14 protein-coding genes are annotated in these 17,443 nt (G+C 66.5%); 10 read left to right on the top strand and 4 right to left on the bottom strand.

Going from position 1 to position 17,443, the window contains the following annotated elements; genetic code table 11:
• Positions 1–15: 15 nt before the first annotated feature.
• Positions 16–1,320, bottom strand: coding sequence for an aldo/keto reductase (locus ACFOYW_RS17680; RefSeq protein WP_390232118.1), 1,305 nt, complete (start codon positions 1,318–1,320; stop codon positions 16–18).
• Between the two features lie 130 nt (positions 1,321–1,450).
• Here ACFOYW_RS17680 and ACFOYW_RS17675 point away from each other — a divergent pair, with 130 nt between their 5' ends.
• The 8 genes from ACFOYW_RS17675 to ACFOYW_RS17640 all read left to right on the top strand — a co-directional run bounded on the left by ACFOYW_RS17675 (position 1,451) and on the right by ACFOYW_RS17640 (position 11,133).
• The gene (locus tag ACFOYW_RS17675; protein WP_390232115.1) at positions 1,451–2,224 is read left to right on the top strand and encodes a FadR/GntR family transcriptional regulator; all 774 of its coding nucleotides are present in this window, start codon (positions 1,451–1,453) and stop codon (positions 2,222–2,224) included.
• A 105-nt stretch (positions 2,225–2,329) separates the two neighbouring features.
• Positions 2,330–3,427 carry an enolase C-terminal domain-like protein gene (locus ACFOYW_RS17670; RefSeq protein WP_390232113.1) on the top strand — a complete coding sequence of 366 codons (1,098 nt, stop codon included), beginning with the start codon at positions 2,330–2,332 and terminating at the stop codon, positions 3,425–3,427.
• A gap of 29 nt (positions 3,428–3,456) precedes the next feature.
• A complete protein-coding gene (locus ACFOYW_RS17665) occupies positions 3,457–4,821 on the top strand; it encodes an ABC transporter substrate-binding protein (protein WP_390232110.1) in 1,365 nt (454 codons plus the stop codon).
• Positions 4,818–5,759 carry a carbohydrate ABC transporter permease gene (locus ACFOYW_RS17660; RefSeq protein WP_390232107.1) on the top strand — a complete coding sequence of 314 codons (942 nt, stop codon included), beginning with the start codon at positions 4,818–4,820 and terminating at the stop codon, positions 5,757–5,759. Before ACFOYW_RS17665 ends, ACFOYW_RS17660 begins: the two co-directional genes overlap by 4 nt.
• Complete coding sequence (locus ACFOYW_RS17655; protein ID WP_390232105.1) at positions 5,756–6,673, top strand: carbohydrate ABC transporter permease; 918 nt, start codon at positions 5,756–5,758, stop codon at positions 6,671–6,673. The genes ACFOYW_RS17660 and ACFOYW_RS17655 overlap by 4 nt, the downstream gene beginning before the upstream one ends.
• Positions 6,670–7,509, top strand: a complete 840-nt coding sequence (locus ACFOYW_RS17650) for an amidohydrolase family protein (protein ID WP_390232102.1) — start codon at positions 6,670–6,672, stop codon at positions 7,507–7,509. Before ACFOYW_RS17655 ends, ACFOYW_RS17650 begins: the two co-directional genes overlap by 4 nt.
• 21 nt (positions 7,510–7,530) lie before the next feature.
• The gene (locus ACFOYW_RS17645; protein ID WP_390232099.1) at positions 7,531–8,283 is read left to right on the top strand and encodes an SDR family NAD(P)-dependent oxidoreductase; all 753 of its coding nucleotides are present in this window, start codon (positions 7,531–7,533) and stop codon (positions 8,281–8,283) included.
• 66 nt (positions 8,284–8,349) lie between these two features.
• Positions 8,350–11,133, top strand: a complete 2,784-nt coding sequence (locus ACFOYW_RS17640) for a discoidin domain-containing protein (RefSeq protein WP_390232096.1) — start codon at positions 8,350–8,352, stop codon at positions 11,131–11,133.
• A 29-nt stretch (positions 11,134–11,162) separates the two neighbouring features.
• Here ACFOYW_RS17640 and ACFOYW_RS17635 read toward each other — a convergent pair whose 3' ends face one another.
• From ACFOYW_RS17635 to ACFOYW_RS17625, 3 genes are all read right to left on the bottom strand, one after another.
• A complete protein-coding gene (locus ACFOYW_RS17635) occupies positions 11,163–12,965 on the bottom strand; it encodes a class I mannose-6-phosphate isomerase (RefSeq protein ID WP_390232094.1) in 1,803 nt (600 codons plus the stop codon).
• A gap of 96 nt (positions 12,966–13,061) precedes the next feature.
• Complete coding sequence (locus ACFOYW_RS17630; RefSeq protein WP_390232092.1) at positions 13,062–13,973, bottom strand: ROK family protein; 912 nt, start codon at positions 13,971–13,973, stop codon at positions 13,062–13,064.
• A 102-nt stretch (positions 13,974–14,075) separates the two neighbouring features.
• On the bottom strand, positions 14,076–15,137 hold the full coding sequence (locus ACFOYW_RS17625; RefSeq protein ID WP_390232090.1) for a LacI family DNA-binding transcriptional regulator: 1,062 nt from the start codon (positions 15,135–15,137) through the stop codon (positions 14,076–14,078).
• Positions 15,138–15,286: 149 nt separating this feature from the next.
• On the opposite strand from ACFOYW_RS17625, the gene ACFOYW_RS17620 reads away from it, so the two are divergent.
• Positions 15,287–16,540, top strand: coding sequence for an ABC transporter substrate-binding protein (locus tag ACFOYW_RS17620; RefSeq protein WP_390232089.1), 1,254 nt, complete (start codon positions 15,287–15,289; stop codon positions 16,538–16,540).
• 5 nt (positions 16,541–16,545) lie between these two features.
• A complete protein-coding gene (locus ACFOYW_RS17615) occupies positions 16,546–17,442 on the top strand; it encodes a carbohydrate ABC transporter permease (RefSeq protein WP_390232087.1) in 897 nt (298 codons plus the stop codon).
• Position 17,443: the final 1 nt, after the last annotated feature.

Raw genomic sequence — 17,443 nt, 5'->3', positions numbered from 1 at the left:
CGGGGAAAGCGGTGATCAGGCGGCGGCGGGAAGCGGCGCGTCTGCGCGGATGAGCCCGTGCCCCACTAGTTCACCCCAGAACTTCGGGGGCGGGGGAGAAGCGAGCAGCTCCGCGTTGCGCCGCACCTGCTGTTCGTTGTCGGCGCCCACCACGAGTTCGCGCACGGCAGGGTGCGCACCGGAGAACGCGAGTGCGGCCGCAGGGAGTGACGTGTCGTGTCGCTCGCACAGCCGGGCGATCTCCCGCGCGCGCTCCACGACCGCGGTCGGTGCGACGTCGTACTCGAAGTGAGCATCATCGGAGGGGCGACGCTCCGCGAGCACGCCGCTGTTGAACACGGCGGCATTGAGCACCGCAACGCCCTGATGCAGGCACGTCGGCAGCAACTCGTCGAGCGCCGACTGGTCGAGCAGGGTATAGCGGCCGGCAAGCATGACGACGTCGATGCCGGTGTCACGGACGAACCGCGTAAGCAGCGCGGTGTCGCGATTGCCGACACCGACCGATTCGACGACGCCCTCGTCGCGCAGACGCAGCAGGGTCGGTGCCGCCGCCGCAATGGCGGTGTTCGCGTGGTCGTTCGGGTCGTGGATCAGTACCGTGTCGACGTGGTCGAGGCCGAGCCGCTCGAGGCTCGCTTCGAGCGACGCGCGCACGCCGTCGGCGGAGAAGTCCCACTCTCGACGAAGGGTCGCGGGCACGACGAACCCTTCGTCGTCGATCTGATTCGCGCCGCCGGGGTTGGGCACGAGCATCCGCCCGACCTTGGTGCTCACCGTGAATGCCGAGCGCGGCTTCGTCCGCAGGAATTCGCCGAGTCGGCGTTCTGAGAGACCTAGCCCGTAATGCGGTGCGGTGTCGAAGTGACGGACGCCTGCCGCCCACGCCGCATCGAGCAGGGCCCAGGCCGCCACGTCGCTCCGCTCGTGGTACAGGTTGCCGAGCTGGGCGCAGCCGAGCGCGAGCCGCGGCGTCGCCGGCCACGAGAAGTCCCAGATGACCGTGCCGGCCGGACCGCCCTCGTTCGTGGTGGCAGAGGGGTCGAGGAACGGCGCCACCTGACGCTGCCAGTTGACGTTCGCGGGATCAGCGTCGAGCCGCCGCTCCATCTCGGTGCGGCTCCGGGCTTCGACTTCGTGGGTCAAGGTGAGTCCGGATCGGCTGATACGCCACCCGATCACGCCCGCGGCCCGCATCGCCGCGTCGAGATCGGCCGGGATCGCGTGGTGGACGCGCTCGTAGTCGCGTTCACGCCCCTGCCTGAGATGCGTGGTGAATACGAACGTCTCCGTCGACGCGGTGGGGCGCTGCACTGTCACTCCTGAAGATTTACTGTCATCTGACCGTAGCAAGAATCTGATCCATTTCGGCACATCGGAAAATGAATTGCATTAATCCGGCAATGTGTCATACTCATTCCGCACCACCCACCCGACGAAGGGACCCACCGTGGCGACCAAGGCTGCTCACCTCGACGGCGACGAGCCTGCCGACGGCAGTGATCGCTACAGGCCGGGCTACGAGCTGGTCGCTGAGCGCCTGCTTCAGTACATCGCGGAGCAGAACCTGCGCGCCGGCGATCGTCTGCCGACCGAGCAGGGCCTCGCCGACATCCTCGGCACCACGCGCAACGTCACCCGCGAGGCGGTCAAGGTTCTTGCGGCGCTCGGCCGGCTGAGCGTTCGGCGCGGTGCGGGCATCTTCGTCGCTTCGGGTGCGGCCGCGATCGGCGACGACGAGCTCGCCCACTACCAGCCCACTGACATGGAGCACGTGCTGATGCTTCTGGACTACCGGCGCCTCATCGAGTCGGAAACCGCGCGCCGTGCCGCGACGATCGCCACGCCGGTCGAGGTGCGCACCATCCGCGATGCTGCGAGCGGTTCGCTCGAGGTGGGCACGGCAGACAACGCGGAAGGCTTCGCCGCCGCCGACGAGCAGTTCCACGGTGCCGTCGCGCTCGCCGCGCACAACGTATTCCTCCAGTCCGCCGTCGGAATGGTGCGTAGGTACGCGGCACAGAGCGATGTTCTGCTCTTTCACGGTTCGGCGCCCGGGTCGCTCGCCCAAGCCGGCCGGCAGCACGTCGAAATCGCCGACGCCATCGCCGATGGTGATGTTGAGCGGGCGACCGAGCTCATGACCGCTCACGTAGAGACGACGCAGCACCAGTTCGAGCGCCGCATCCGCGACCGCCTGTTCAACCTGACCGGGCGGAGCTGAGCACAGCCAGCGCCTCACGATCTTCCGCGACTGCACCCCGGTCGTCGCGATACCCCTTTGCCTCATGCCGGGCCCCGGCCCGCTCTCGACCCACAGAAACGAACGATGAAGATCACCCACGTCGAATCCTTCCGAGTGCCCGTGCCCGCGGTGGACCCGCCGTTCCGCTGGCGTGAAGGGCTCGCGGGCAGCTCGCCGGCAGGCGAGGGCGGCATTCTGCGCATCGGCACGGACGCCGGCGTCGAGGGTGTCGCGTTCTTCTCGCGGCCCGGGGCAGCGGTCATGCTCGACGACCTCGTCGAGCGGGTGTTCCGGCCCGAGCTGATCGGGCAGGACCCACTGCGGCGCGAGTGGATCTGGCACCGCGTCTGGGAGCTCGACCGCATTCACGAGTTGCCGCTGCCGACACTGGGGCTGATCGATACCGCGCTCTGGGATCTTGCAGGGCGCCTGCACGGGCTGCCGACCTGGCAGGTGCTGGGGGGCTACCGCACCGAGATCCCGGCATACGCCTCGACGAGTACCTTCGGCAGCATCCCCGAGTTCCTCGACGTTGCCGACCAGAGTCTCGAGCTGGGTTATCGCGGGATCAAGCTGCACGCTTGGGGCGACGCCGTGCGCGACGCTGAGCTGATCGGCGCGCTCCGTGAGCACGTGGGCGACGACGTGCCTCTCATGTACGACGGATCGGCGGGCTTCGACCTGCCCGATGCGATTTACGTCGGCCGCGCGCTCTCCGACGCGAACTACCTCTGGTACGAGGAGCCGATGCGCGAGTTCTCGATCACGGCATACGGCCGGTTGGCACGAGCGGTCGACGTGCCGCTGCTCGTCGCAGAGACGTCCGACGGTGCGCACATGAATTCGGCCGATTTCATCATGCAGGGCGCTGCGACGTTCGGGGTGCGCGCGTCGACGACGCTGCGGGGCGGTATCACCGGGGCGATGCGCACCGCCCATCTCGCGGACTCGTATCGGCTGCGCGCGGAGGTGCACGGCTCCGACATTCCGAATCAGCACCTGTGCATGGCCATCTCGAATACGACGTATTACGAGTCGCTGGTCACGTCGCGCCGTGTGGTGCGCGAGCGCTGTGTCGATGCGGACGGCCTCGTGCACGCACCGACCGGTCCGGGAATCGCGCTGCCCTCAGGGCTCGACTACCCCCAGGAACTCCACCCCTATGTCCACCAATCCCTCTAGGAACTGACCCCCTTAAGAAAGGCAAGACAATGAAGTCGCCACTGACGAAGCTGGCGAGCCGTCGCGGACGGACCGTGGCAGCCGCGGTCATCGCCCTCACCGCGTCGGCGCTCGCCCTGTCGGGCTGTGCCAGCGCGGCGCAGTCGGACACCGGCAGCAGCTCCAGCTTCAAAGAAGCAAAGCAGGACCCGTCGTCGACCATCACTGTGTGGACCGACTCGACGCGCCTGCCGGACGTTCAGAAGTACCAGAAGGAAAACCCGAACGTGAAGATGAACATCGTCACGTTCGACGGCAGCGCCGACGGTTCGACCTACCTGCAGACGAAGATGCAGCTGTTCGACCGCACCGGAAAGGGGTGGCCCGACGTCGTCTTCGCCTCTCCGACCGACGTGACCTGGGCGTCTGTCGCCAGCAGCCCCAGCGCTCAGCCGTACGCAGCTCCGGTCGACCAACTCGTGCCGAAGTCGACGCTTAGCAACTTCGCGCAGGGCTCGCTCACGCCGTGCCAGGTCGACGGACACACGTACTGCCTGCGCAATGACATCGCCCAGGTCGTGCTCTGGTACAACAAGAAGCTCATGGATCAGTGGGGCTACCAGGTCCCGACCACGTGGGAGCAGTACCAGGCCCTCGGCGAGAAGGTCGCGCAGCAGCACCCCGGTTACGTCATCGGCGCCGTCGGCGACACCAACTCGCAGGAGTCGTACTTCTGGTCGAGCCGATGCCCCGCACAGCAGCTCACCGGGAAGAACACGCTCAAGGTCGACCTGAGCTCGCCCGACTGCACCCGCATGGCGAAGCTGCTGGACCCGCTCATCGCCGACAAGTCGGTAAGCACGCAGGGCTTCTTCACGCAGGGCTTCAACGGCAGCAAGGTGCTGATGTCGGTCGGCCCGTCATGGCAGGGCCAGTACCTGTACAACTCGGCCTTCAAGACGCCCGCCGGCCAGATCGCTGCCGCGGCACCGCTGAAGTGGGCGGGTGAGAGCCAGACCTACACCGGCAACGTCGGCGGCGGCATCTGGATGATCTCCTCGCACAGCAAGAACCTCAAGGCCGCGACCAAGGTCGCAGAATGGCTCACCACGTCGAATGAGAACCTCAGCGACGCGCCGACCTACCCGGCTTACGTGCCGGGCGCCAAAGCGTGGCTCGCGAACCCGGCGAACAAGGACTACTTCGCCGACGATGTCTCTCAGGTTTTCCTGGATGCGGCGAATGAGGTGTGGACCGGGTGGAGTAACACCAAGTTCAGTGACGCCACTCCGTGGTCGAACACGGTGCTGCCCGCTCTGACCGCCGGCAAGTCCATGTCCGAAATCCTGCCCGAATGGCAGACCGCGATCGTCAACGAGGCGAAGTCGGTCGGCTACACGGTCACCACCAAATGACAGCCCTAGAGATCGGGCGCCGCGAGGCGCCTGCCACCACCACGTCGGCCCGCCGCTCTTCGCGGCGACGGGCCGGCCTGGCCGGGTACCTCTTCGTGTCCGGCTACACCGTGCTGCTTCTCGCCTTCGGCGTCTTCCCGACGGTGTACTCGATCTACCTCGCGTTCACGAACGACCGCGGCCAGTTCGTCGGCCTCGGCCAGTTCGTCAAGGTGTTCCAGGACTTCCGCTTCGCCCCGGCGTTCGCGAACATCGGCATCTACCTCGTGATGTGGCTCGTGCTCGTCATCGTGCTCACCGTGCTCACAGCCGTGATCCTGCGCAGCTGGGTCGGACCCCGCGTCTCGACGGTTCTGCGCTTCCTCTTCTACCTCCCCGGCGCGCTCGCCGGCGTCGCCAGCGTGCTCGTGTGGCTGTTCATGCTCTCGCCCTCGGTCAGCCCGGTATCGGGCCTTCTGGCTGCGCTCGGGCTGCACACCTTCGACCAGGTGCTCGCGCCCGCCAACCTGCCCGCGATCCTCGTGCTGATCGCGTTCTGGACGGGCGCCGGGGGCTGGATCGTCGTCATGTACGGTGCGCTCAACAACGTGCCAGACGAGGTGCTCGAAGCCGCCAAGGTCGACGGTGCCGGCCGATGGGGCACCGCGTGGCACGTGCAGATCCCGATGATCAGCAAGTGGATCGTCTATATGGGCATTCTCGCGTTCGCCGGCGGCACGCAGCTGTTCGTCGAACCGCAGTTGCTGCAGACCGCGAGTCTGCAGCGCGTGAGCCCGACCTGGTCGCCCAACCAGCTGGCGTACATCTTTGCGTTCCAGCACGGCGACTTCAACGCCGCTGCGGCGATCTCGATCGTTCTGCTCGTCGTCGGCCTGCTGGTCGCCGCCCTGCTCGTGACCCGCTCCGGGCTCTTCAAAGTGGATGAGGAAGAGGAATGACCACCCAGCCTGCAGCTTTCCGCCCGCGCAGCCGCGGCGCGCGCGCCGCATCGAACGCCACCTCGGTGGTTGTCGTCGTGGTCATCCTCGCGGCCTTGCTCGTGTTCTTCCTCCTTCCGGCGCTGTGGCTGTTGCTCGCGCCGACGAAGACGGCGTACGCCCTCGAGCACTCCTTCCCGCTGTCCTTCGGATCGTTCACGCAGCTCGGCGCGGCGTGGCAGCATCTGACCTCGTTCCAGGGCGGCGTCATCTGGGAGTGGCTGAAGAACTCGGCGGTGTACTCGATCGGCGCGCTGGTCCTCACGCTGCTCACGAGCATCCCGGCCGGCTACGCGCTTGCGCTCACCAAGTTCCGGGGTCGCAAAGTGCTGCTCACCGTGACCCTCGTCGTGATGATCATGCCGAACGCGGCACTCGTGCTGCCGATCTTCCTCGAATTGAACCTCTTCCACCTGATCGGCACGGCCTGGTCGATCATCCTCCCGTTCTCCTTCTACCCGTTCGGCGTGTACCTCGTGTACATCTACTTCGCGACGAGCCTGCCGCGCGACATGCTGTCGGCCGCGCGCATCGACGGCGCCAACGAGTGGCAAGTGTTCGCGCAGGTGGCGCTGCCGCTGGCGCGGCCTGTGATCGGGCTGGTCGCGTTCTTCAGCTTCGTCGGCAACTGGAACAACTTCTTCCTGCCGTACCTCGTGCTGCCGAGCAGCAGCCAGTTCCCAATCCAGGTTGGCCTCAACCAGCTGCTCTCATCGACGCCGTCGTTCAACCCCGTGGCGGGGAAGGGCCTCGACATCACGAGCCCGGAACTGGCCCTCGCGATCATCATCGCGATCCTGCCCGTGCTCGTCCTGTTCCTGTTCTCTCAGCGCGCGCTGGTCTCCGGCATGCTCGCGGGGTCGACGAAGGAATGAGCGACGCCCCATGGCAGGCGCTTATCGACACCCACGTGCACGTGTGGGACGCGCGGCGACTCGGCTACCCGTGGCTCGATGAGAACCTCCAACTTCCGCGAACCGTGCTGCCGCCGCGCATCGAGAACGGCCCGCGGTCGGTTTTCGTGCAAGCGGATGCTTCGCCGCAGGACGCCTTGAATGAGGTGCGCTGGGTCGAGTCGCTCGGCTGGCGGTCGCTCGTCGCGATCGTCGCGTACGCGCCCGTGCACCTCGGCGCGGCGGTCGGCACCCATCTCGCGGTGCTGTGCGCCGGACATCCGCTCGTGCGCGGTGTTCGCCGCCTGCTGCAGGAGGAGCCCGCCGGATGTCTTGACGCCGCGGCCTATGCCGCCGGGCTCCGCGCCGTCGCCCGCACGGGTCTCGTGTTCGAGGTGACCGCGCGGTTCGAGCAGCTCGTCGAGTTCGCCGCGATCCACGCGACGGCGCCGGATGCGACTGTGGTCTGGGATCACCTGGGTAACCCGCCAATCTACGACGGCATCGATTCGGATGCCGGGCGGGTCTGGCTCGCTGGTCTTCGGGCCGCTGCCGCGCAGCCGAACGCGGTCGTGAAGCTCTCGGGTGCGGCCGCCGTGAGCGACCGCGGCACCGACTTCGTCCTTGCCGCTCTCGACGCGTTCGGCGTCGAGCGGGCCGTTCTGGGCAGCGACCGCCCGCTGTCCGTCGAGCTCGGCGATGACGCATACGCGTCCTGGGCGGCGACCGCCGGCGACGGCCTCGGCCTCAACGACGCGGAGCGGACCCGACTCCGGTCGGAGACGGCGGCACGCGTGTACCGGCTCGCAACCGACTGACCACTACGGAAGGGACAGCACATGGCGCAGGAATTCGATGGGCTCGCGGCGATCGTCACGGGTGGCGCGTCGGGCATCGGGGCCGCAATCGCGGCCGAGCTGGTGGCGGCCGGAGCATCCGTCGCTGTTCTCGATCTGACCGAGTCGGTGAGCCCGGACGTCACCTCGCTCCGTGCCGATGTCGGTGACGACGCGTCGGTGCGCGAGGCTGTCGTCGCCGCAGCTGAACGGTTCGGACGGCTCGACATCGTTGTCAACAACGCCGGCATCGGAGCGCAGGGCACCATCGAGGACAATACGGATGCCGAGTGGGCGCGGGTCCTCGACATCAACGTGGTCGGCATGGTGCGCGTGGCCCGCGCCGCCCTCCCGTTCCTGCGCCAGTCGCGAGCGGCTGCGATCGTCAACACCTGCTCGATCGCGGCGACCGCGGGGCTGCCTCAGCGGGCGCTGTATTCCGCGAGCAAGGGCGCCGTGCTCGCTCTCACGCAGGCGATGGCCGCGGACCACCTGCACGAAGGCATCCGTGTCAACTGCGTCAACCCCGGTACCGCCGACACGCCGTGGGTCGGCCGCCTGCTCGCGTCGCAGGTCGACCCCGCTGCCGAGCGACGAGCACTCAACGCGCGCCAGCCGCATGGCCGGCTTGTCTCCGCGCAGGAAGTCGCGGGCGCCGTGCTTTATCTAGCCAGCCCGCGTTCCGGCTCGACGACCGGAACGAGCATCGCCGTCGACGGCGGCATGCAGGCGCTCCGCCTTCGACCCGTTCAGTGACCCCCGCGACCGCCCGGGCCCAGGCGGTCACTCTCCATGTCCGACCAACGTTGTATCGGAGTGAACATGAGTACACCAACGCCCCGGCGCCTCATTGCAGGCGTCGGCACGGCGATCGCCCTCGTTGCGGGTGCCTTCGCCGGTATCGGAGCGGCCGCCGCTCCACCAGCTGCACCGCCGCTCGTCATCTCCGTCTCGCCCTCCGGGCACGGCGATGCGTGCATCACGCGCGACCCCTGCTCGCTCACTGAAGGTCAGGCGAGGGCGCGCACGCTCGCGCGAGCCGCGCGCAGCGACATCGACGTCGTCCTCGCCGGCGGCACCTATCACCTCGATCACACGCTCGCTTTCGACGCGGCAAAGGGGGACAGCGCGCCGGCCGGCCGCACGGTGAGCTATGAGGCGGCGCCCGGGCAGAGCCCGGTCCTGTCCGGCGGCGAGCAGGTCAGCGGCTGGCAGCAGGGTGCGAACGGCATCTGGTCGGCAAAGGTGCCGGCCGGTACTGACACTCGGCAGCTTTACGTGAACGGGGTGCGCGAGAACCGTGCATCGGGGAAGATCCCCGACAGCTTCACCCGCACCGCGACCGGCTATACGACGAGCGGCACCACGATGGACAGCTGGCAGAACATCAGCGACGTCGAGTTCGTCTACAACGTCGCGTGGACGCAGATGCGCTGCCGCGTGGCGTCGGTGAGCGGCACCACTGTGACAATGCAGGAGCCCTGCTTCCAGAACTCGACGCTCAAGCAATACGGCGCGAACGCTAACAACCCGGACCTCATCGAGAACGCGAAAGCGCTGCTCGACGAGCCCGGTGAGTGGTACCTCGACCAGCCGACGCACACGATCTACTACATGCCCAAGGCGGGGGAGAACCTCCGCACAGCCGACGTCGAGATTCCGAAGCTGCAGACCCTTGTCTCTGGGACAGGCACCGTTCAACGCCCCCTGACCGGGCTGACCCTTTCCGGCCTGAGCTTCGAGTACGGCGGGTGGACCGCGCCGGACGGCCCGGACGGGTTCTCCGAGGTGCAGGCGAACATGCGCCTGACCGGGAACGACGCGTACGCGAAGGAAGGCTCCTGCACCCGTTTCTCCACCACTGACCCGGGCACGTGCCCCTACGGCGCGTGGACGATGACACCGGGCAACGTCACCTTCGCATACACGTCGCACCTCACGATCGAGAACAGCACCTTCGAACATCTCGGCGCGGCCGGCCTCGAACTCGGCCGTGACGTGAACCACTCGACGATCAAGGGCAACGTCGTCACCGATACCTCGGCGAACGGCATCGAGGTCGGCAACGGCACGGACGCCACGCCGAGCGATCTCGCGCTCATCCCGTCCTACAACGACATCGCAGACAACTGGGTGCACAACGTCGCAGCCCAGTACACGGGCGGCGTCGGCATCTTCCAGGGCTACGCGCTGCACGACACGATCGAGCACAACCAGGTCAACGACGTGCCGTACAGCGGCATCAGCTCGAACTGGGGCTGGGGCCACCAGGGCAGTGACGGCGGATACAACACCATCTCCGACAACCTGATCTTCGACCACATGCAGCAGCGCTCCGACGGCGGCGGCATCTACGTGCTCGGGGTCGAAGGGCAGTCGATGGCAAGCGGCCTCACGATCAGCGGGAACGTGGTGCGCAACGGCAACTCGGCCGATGGCGGCCACGCGATCTACACCGATGGCGGCAGCGAGTACATCACGATGACCGGGAACGCCATGTTCGACAACGGCGTCTTCTCGATGGGCGGATGCTACGAGGGCGCCGGAACCCCCTACGGTGACTTCGACTTCACGGGCAACTATGTCGAGAATCCGAATCCCGACTGGGTGTGCGGCAACCCGACCGACCTGACGCTCAACAACACCCAGGTGTCGTCCGATGGCACAGGGGTCCCGGCATCAGTCATCGACAACGCCGGCCTCGAGGCGCCCTATCAGCACCTTGCAGCTGCGCCCACTGGAGTCGCCCCGGTGAATCTTGCCGCGGGCAAGCCCGCACAGGCGCAGTTCCTCGACGGCACGACTGCGCAGCTCCAGCCCGAGTCGCAGCTCACCTACGCGACAGACGGGGACCCGTCGACCTACATCCAGGCGAGCGGTCAGTTCCGCTGGCAACTCGTGGTCGACCTGCAGAAGCAGCAGCAACTCGGCTACCTCACGGTCGGGATGCCGCAGAAGCACTTCGCGACGGCCTTCCATGTGGACGCCTCGGCCGACGGTCAGAACTGGAAGACGGTCAGCACGATCACCGACAGCGGGTGGGGCACGATTCCGGTCGTGTTCTCCTCACCGGTGTCCGCGCGTTACGTGCGCATCGTCGCTGACGAGCCGGACAACGGCGGCCAGCGCGGCGACCAGATGGCGATCGACGAAGTCGGGGCGTTCGCAGCGACCCCAGGCAACGCCGACCTGGCGCTGGACAAGCCGGCGCAGGCCCTGTTCATCGACGGCACGCTGGCCGCCATGCAGCCGAACGAGACGCCCGCGCTCGCCGTGGACGGCGACCCGGGGACGTGGGCGCAGGCGACCGGCCAATACCGATGGGTCCAGCAGGTCGATCTCGGCTCGGAGCAGTCGTTCCAGTCGCTCAGTCTGCTGCAGCCAGACGACAAGTTCGCCACCGCTTGGCACGTCGACGTCTCACAGGACGGCTCGACCTTCTACACGGTCGCGCGGCATGACGACACCGCGGGCGGCCTGTCCGGCGTTCAGTTCGACAGGCCGGTGAAGGCGCGGTACGTGCGCATCGTCGCCGACACGCCCAACGGTGGCGGCCAGAACGGCGGCCAGATGGCGGTCAGCGAGCTCGGCATCTACCGTGGCTGAACGCTGACGGGAATCGGATGGCCCTCGGCTCAGTTGCCGGGGGCCATCCGTGCGCCCTCGGTCTGTGTTCCGCGGACATACGCCTTCACCACACCGCAACGGGTGCCTTCCGCCTCACCGTGCGGACGGATGGTGTACCCGCCGACGGCCGCGGGAACGATGAATGTCTCCGCGTAGTGCACGATGAACGGCTCGAACGCACTGGTGGGGCTCTCGACGATCGCCTCGCGGCCCTCGACCAGGTTCAGCACATTGACCGTGCCCTCTGTGTTCTGGCAGGCGGTGCCGCTGAACCAGATGCGCCGCACCTCGATGAACTCGAGTTCGTGCAGGCCGGTGCGCTCTTCGACCCAGCCGTCGCCCTCGGCGATCTTCTCGACGCGATTCACCAGATTGCGCTCGGTCCACTCCGTGTCCCGGGACCATTGGATGTTGTGCTTCGCGTGCTCGATGTTGATCGGCCGCGGTTTGCCGTCGAGGCCGAGGCGGTCCCAGTCCCACATCTTGAAGGTGAAGATGAACGGCGTCGCCGAGATCTCGAGGACCATCGAGTTCGCGCCGGAGCAGTGAACCGTTCCGGCCGGAATCAGGAAGTGATCGTGCTTGCGGGCCGGGAACGTGTTGACGTAGTCGCTTGCCGGAAATGCGCGCTCGCCGGTTGCCGCGCTCTCAAGAGCGGCGATCATTCGCTCGGGATCCGCGCCGGTTTTGAGCCCGAGATAGACGACGGCATCGTCCTCGGCATCGAGCAGGTAGTAGCTCTCGTCCTGCGTGTAGGTCATGCCGAACACCCGCTGGATGTAGTCGGTCAGAGGGTGGACCTGAAGCGAAAGATTTCCGCCCTCCATCGTGTCCAAGAAGTCGAAGCGGATCGGGAACTCGGCTCCGAATCGGGCGAAGGTCCGTTCCCCGAGCAGCTCGCGCGGGTGCGTGAGCACAAGATCCAGCGCGGGAAGCTCGAACCGCGCGCCATCGACGTCCAGATACAGGCTGTTCTCCTCGGGGACACAGTCGAAGCACCAGGCATAGTTCACCGCGTCGTCCGAGAGATCACAGACCTCGCGCATCCACTGGCCGCCCCAGACCCCCGGATCGAAGAAGGGGACCACGCGGAAGGGCGTTGCGGCCGTCGCTGCGAGTCCGGCGCGGAGAGTGTCGGCTCGAATGAGAACCGCATCCGCCATACCCCTGTTCGTGTCGAGGCAGTAGTCCAGGCGCCCGAACAGGGAGCGTTTGTGCTCGTCGGCTACGCGCCACTCGACGAAGAATCCGCGTTTGTACTTCGTGAGCGGGTCATCATTCACATTCGAGCTGCGCCAATTCGGTGCGCCCGCTCGCTGCCGAAGCTGCAGCTCCCATCGCGCCATGTCGGCAAGCACGAGGATCTCGGCCTTCAGAACGCGAGACGCCCCCCACCCGACGAGGACAGTGGGGGTGCCCGACGTGGCGATCGCAGCGGCGAGGCGTGCGGAGGCCGCTTCATCGAAGAAGGTATCGATTCCCACATGTGAGATGACGCCGAAGACGCGGTCATCTGTGAGAAAGGGCGCGAGCACGGTATCGATCTCTGCGGTGGGCTTAGCGGTCGCTTCTTCGCTGTCGATCACATTCCAGCCATCGAGCGCCGATGATGCGGCGTCAACGATCGATCGGATGTCTGCGCCGGGGTACGCGTCGATAGCGATGACCGGAGCGGCGCTGATCTCAAGCGCCGCCTGGGCTAGCTCCTGCCAGAGCCCCGCCCCGCGCCAGCTGTGATGTTCCCTCCCGAGCCGGGTCGCGGGCGTCTTGTCGTAGTTGCTGATGCGCACCCGCGTAGCCTGTGCTGCCAACTGTGTCCTCCCTGACGCAACGGATCGTTGGTAACGTTATCACCACATCGGGCGTGTGCAGAGTGGGCGGGTGGGATGCTGCCGCGGGGGCCTCCCTCAGTGGCGGAGCGCGACGCTCGCGGCGCAGCCGACCAGTGGTGCGTCATCGAAGAGCACGGACGGGCGGATCGTGGCAGTGCCGACCCGGTGGTCCCTGAGACCGTCTTCGAAGGCGGCGCCGAGTAGGTCCCACGAGCGGGACATCGACCCGCCGACGACCACTTCGGTGGCGTGGAATCGCTCGATCCAGGGCCCGAGGGCCTCTCCCAGCTCGTGCATCGCAGTGGTGAGGACCGTGGAAGCACGGCTTTCGCCGGCCCGTGCGTGCCCCGCAATCTCTCGCACACTGAGGTCGTCGCCGCCCGCCTCGGCGTAGCGGCGCCTGATGGCGCGAGTGGAGACCGCGTCCTCCAGCGGGGCGCCCCCGACCTCAAGCAGGTGGGCCCACCCGTGGGGCGGTACGCTCCGGCCTTCCTCGACGGGCCGTCCTCCGTCGAGGAAGGCCGATCCGACGCCAGTGCCGAGAGTGATGCAGACGAAGCGTGCGGGTCGCGCGTCGGAGACGAACCATTCGCCGGTCCCATACGCGATCGCATCGTTGATGAAGCTCACACGACTCTGGTCGATGCCCAGCATCGAGCTGAATTGAGCGCGAAGATCGAGACCGGCGAGCGTGCTGAACTTCGCGACCCCGTCGAATGTGCCGATCCCGCGTTCGTAGTCGAAGGGCCCGGGCATCGCGATCGTCCAGCGCTCGGCTGAGGCAGCCACGTTGCTCACGGCCGCGTGCAGAGCTCCCAGGAGCTTCTCCCTGGCTCCGTGCGTGTCGATCGCAGCGCCCGACCGGGCGAGCACGCGGGGCGTCGGGTCGAGCTCGACAATGGCAGCGGTGATATGTGAGCCGCCGATGTCGATGACTCCGGCGGGGTGAGCGGCTGTCGGAGTCGGCGAGTGACCGAGCTGATACATGCGTGGGCTCCTGCGGCAGGCGGCGGCGGCGAACGTGGCCGATCGCGTGGCGCTCGCGGTGCAACGCGATTCGGTCTGTGAACGATACCAGCGAGCGCCGCTCTACTCCGGTGCGCGCGGGTCGAGCTGCAACTCGACCGGTAACTCCACGGTCTGGGCCGACTTCGTCTGTGTCGGATGGTCGATCCGGGCGAGCAGAAGCTCGGCCGCCCGACGCCCGAGCGCGCCTGGGTCGTGCGCGACGATGGACAACGGCACTGGTGACAGATCAGCGAACTCGAAGGAGTCGAACCCGATAAGCCTGACCTCGGGGGAATCCGCCGGCACCGATGAACGGAACCTCGCGATGGCGCGGATCGCCCCGAGGGTGTTCCGGTTGTTCGCCGAGAACACCGCCGTCGGCGCGATCTCGTGCGCGAGAAGCTCCGCAAGGGCGCGTTCTGCTCCGGCCGCCTCCTGCTGGCCTGTGCGGACGAGGTGTTCGTAGACGGGCACGTTGTGATCCCGATGGGCTGTCCGATAGCCCTGCAGGCGGCGCTGACCAGTCAGCACGGAGGTGCGGGTGCCGAGGAAGGCGATGCGCTGATGGCCTTCGTCAAGGAGCCGGCTCGTGGCGGCATACGCTCCTCCGACATCGTCGACGAGCACGGTGTCGACCGCGAGCCCTGGGACGGGGCGCGAGGCGAAGACGATCGGCGTGGTTCCCACGGATTCCGGGCTCAGATGCTCGGAATGCGCTGGGTCTGCCGGCACGACGATGAGCCCCTCGACTCGCCGCCCGATGAAGTCGGCAACCAGCTGCCGCTCGAGAGCGGGGTCTTCATTCGAGTTCCCTACGAGGATGCGGCGGTTGGCCTTCGCCGCAGCATCCTCGATTCCGCGCTGCAGCTCGGCGTAGTACGGGTTCGCGATATTGGTGATCGTGACCCCGATGAGTCCCGACTTGTGTCCGGGCCGCAGGCTCCGGGCGTTCTCGTTGCGGCGGTAGCCGAGCTCGGCCGCGGCACGCGCGACGCGTGTGCGCAATTCCGGGCGGACATTGGCACCGCCGGCGAACACCCGGGAGACGGTCATCGGGCTCACGCCTGCGCGCTCGGCGACTTCCTTGACGGTGGGGGGTCTCGGAATGCCCGACGGATGTGCGTCGTCGCCGGACTCGCTCATGGCTCGCACGTTATACCAACGCGCGGCCGCGCCGACCCCGTGACACCGCGCCTCGAGGCTCGGATGTGCTTGCGTGACCTTGCGCGGTGTGTTACTTTCGGCCAAGTTGGTAACGATAACAACTGCATCATAGGAACGAAGGAGTTCGTGTGAAGGCACGCAAATGGCTCGCGGTGACCGCGGTGGCCCTTGCCGCGACCGCCGGTCTGGTCGGCTGCTCCTCGAAGACGTCCGCCGGTTCGGCGTCGACGTTGAACTTCACCGAGGACAAGGGCTGGGACTACAAGCCGCTCAGCAGCGCATCGCAGAAAGACATCGATCTCTCGCTCAAAACGAGCACATACAGCAACGAGGACCAGTTCCAAGCGTTCGTCAAGCAGTCGCTGCGAACGCCGAAGGCGCCGGACCTCTTCACCTGGCACACGGGCTCTCAGCTTCAGCAGCTGGTCAGCCAGGGTCTGGTCGCGGACACGAGCAGCATCTGGAAGACAGCTGTCTCCAAGGGATGGGTCTCGCAGTCCATCGAGGACATGTACACGGTCGACGGCAAGCAGTATTGCGTGCCACTTGAGGTCGACTACTGGGGCATGTACTACAACAAGAAGCTCTTCGCCCAGTACAACTTGCAGCCGCCCACCACGTGGACCGAGATGATGACCGACGCTGCGACGCTGAAGTCGCACGGAGTCACGCCGTTCTACAGCCAGGACGGAGATCCGTGGGCGTTCGTCTGGTACATGCTGACCATGGCGGGGACCAACCTGAATGAGTACAACCAGCTCAACGCCGGCAAGGCCTCTTATACGGATGCGGATGTCAAGTCCGCGATGAACATCTGGCTCGGCATGCTGAAGAAGGGGTATTTCAGCGACCCGGGCTCCAAGACCCCGACGCAGACGGTCTTCAAGGATGGCGGTGCCGCCATGCAGCCGTTTGGAACGTGGTATCCCGGAACCCTCTCGAAAGTGTCGTTCCAGCCCGGCAGCGACTGGGGTCTGTTCCCGATCCCCGCGGTGACGTTGCAGGACGGAAAGACGCCCGTCGCCGTTGAGACGGCCCCGGTGTGCGTGACCGCCAAGTCGGCCAATAAGACGGCGGCGCTCAAGTACTCGCAGTGGCTGATGAGTCCGGCGGCACAGTCGACGTGGTCGAAGGCCCAAGGCATCCTGCCCTACAACCCTGACGCGACGGCCGCGAACTCGACCCTGCAGGACTTCGGCAAGCAGGTCACCGACTCGTCCAAGTACGTCACGTATCTCCGCTATTACGAAGCGGCCCCGCAACCGGTTCTGACAGCTGCGTTGAACAACTTCACCGGGTTCATGACCAGCCCAGGGGACCCGACCAAGTATCTGAAGAGCATCCAGAGCACCTCTGCTCAGTACTGGGCGAGCAGCAAGTAAGCGTGATGGCGTCGAAACCGAACGACCATCAGCGGGCGGCCTGGGCCTTCATGGGCCCAGGCGTCCTGCTGGTGCTTCTCGCCATGTACATCCCCGTTCTTTACACGATGTACCTGAGCCTGACGAGCTACAACGGACTCAGCTCGCCGAGCTTCGTCGGGCTGAGGAATTACGCGACGATGTTCACCGACCCCGCCTTTGGAACCTCGCTGCTGAACACGGCGATCTGGGTGGTCGGCACACTGATCGTCCCTGTCGGCATCGGGCTGCTCGTGGCGTACCTCACCTACGGGCTCAAGGGCGCGTCCTTATTGCGCATCCCGTTTCTCATTCCGTATGCGCTCTCAGGCGTCGCCATCGGCGTCGTCTTCAACTTCGTCTTCCAGAACGGCGGCGCGCTGTCGCAGGCGCTCAGCTTCCTCCATCTGCCGGGTGCGGGCACGCATTGGCTCGAGGTCTCGCCGCTCAACACGATCCTGATGATCCTGGCGTCGTCATGGCAGGGCATAGGCGTCAACGCCCTCCTGTTCGTCGTCGGTCTCCAGTCGATTCCGAAGGAGCCGCTCGAGGCGGCGCGCATCGACGGGGCCAACGGCTGGCAGCTGTTCGGCTCCATGGTCTGGCCGCTGCTGCGCCCTTCGACGACGATCGTGGTCGGCCTGTCCATCGTGAACAGCCTGAAGACGTTCGACATCGTCGAGACGATGACGCAGGGTGGCCCGAACCGTGTGTCCGAGACCCTGGGCGTGACGATGTACACCGATACCTTCCAGAACAGTGAGTACGGGCTCGGTGCCGCTGTGGCAATCTTCCTGACGGTCATCACCGTGGCCGCATCGGTCATCTATCTTCGGCGGCAGCTCAGCATCGGCGAGCCGTCCGGAGCTCGGGGGGTGGCGTGAC

It is taken from the genome of Gryllotalpicola reticulitermitis (genome assembly GCF_042651345.1).
GTDB lineage: Bacteria > Actinomycetota > Actinomycetes > Actinomycetales > Microbacteriaceae > Gryllotalpicola > Gryllotalpicola reticulitermitis.
This window is presented reverse-complemented; position numbering and strand designations above follow the sequence as displayed.

Coding starts and splice junctions, on each gene's coding strand:
- ACFOYW_RS17650 (WP_390232102.1), top strand. CDS start 6,670: ATGAGCGACGCCCCATGGCAGGCGCTTATCGACACCCACGTGCACGTG.
- ACFOYW_RS17660 (WP_390232107.1), top strand. CDS start 4,818: ATGACAGCCCTAGAGATCGGGCGCCGCGAGGCGCCTGCCACCACCACG.
- ACFOYW_RS17645 (WP_390232099.1), top strand. CDS start 7,531: ATGGCGCAGGAATTCGATGGGCTCGCGGCGATCGTCACGGGTGGCGCG.
- ACFOYW_RS17670 (WP_390232113.1), top strand. CDS start 2,330: ATGAAGATCACCCACGTCGAATCCTTCCGAGTGCCCGTGCCCGCGGTG.
- ACFOYW_RS17625 (WP_390232090.1), bottom strand. CDS start 15,137: ATGAGCGAGTCCGGCGACGACGCACATCCGTCGGGCATTCCGAGACCC.
- ACFOYW_RS17615 (WP_390232087.1), top strand. CDS start 16,546: ATGGCGTCGAAACCGAACGACCATCAGCGGGCGGCCTGGGCCTTCATG.
- ACFOYW_RS17630 (WP_390232092.1), bottom strand. CDS start 13,973: ATGTATCAGCTCGGTCACTCGCCGACTCCGACAGCCGCTCACCCCGCC.
- ACFOYW_RS17665 (WP_390232110.1), top strand. CDS start 3,457: ATGAAGTCGCCACTGACGAAGCTGGCGAGCCGTCGCGGACGGACCGTG.
- ACFOYW_RS17640 (WP_390232096.1), top strand. CDS start 8,350: ATGAGTACACCAACGCCCCGGCGCCTCATTGCAGGCGTCGGCACGGCG.
- ACFOYW_RS17655 (WP_390232105.1), top strand. CDS start 5,756: ATGACCACCCAGCCTGCAGCTTTCCGCCCGCGCAGCCGCGGCGCGCGC.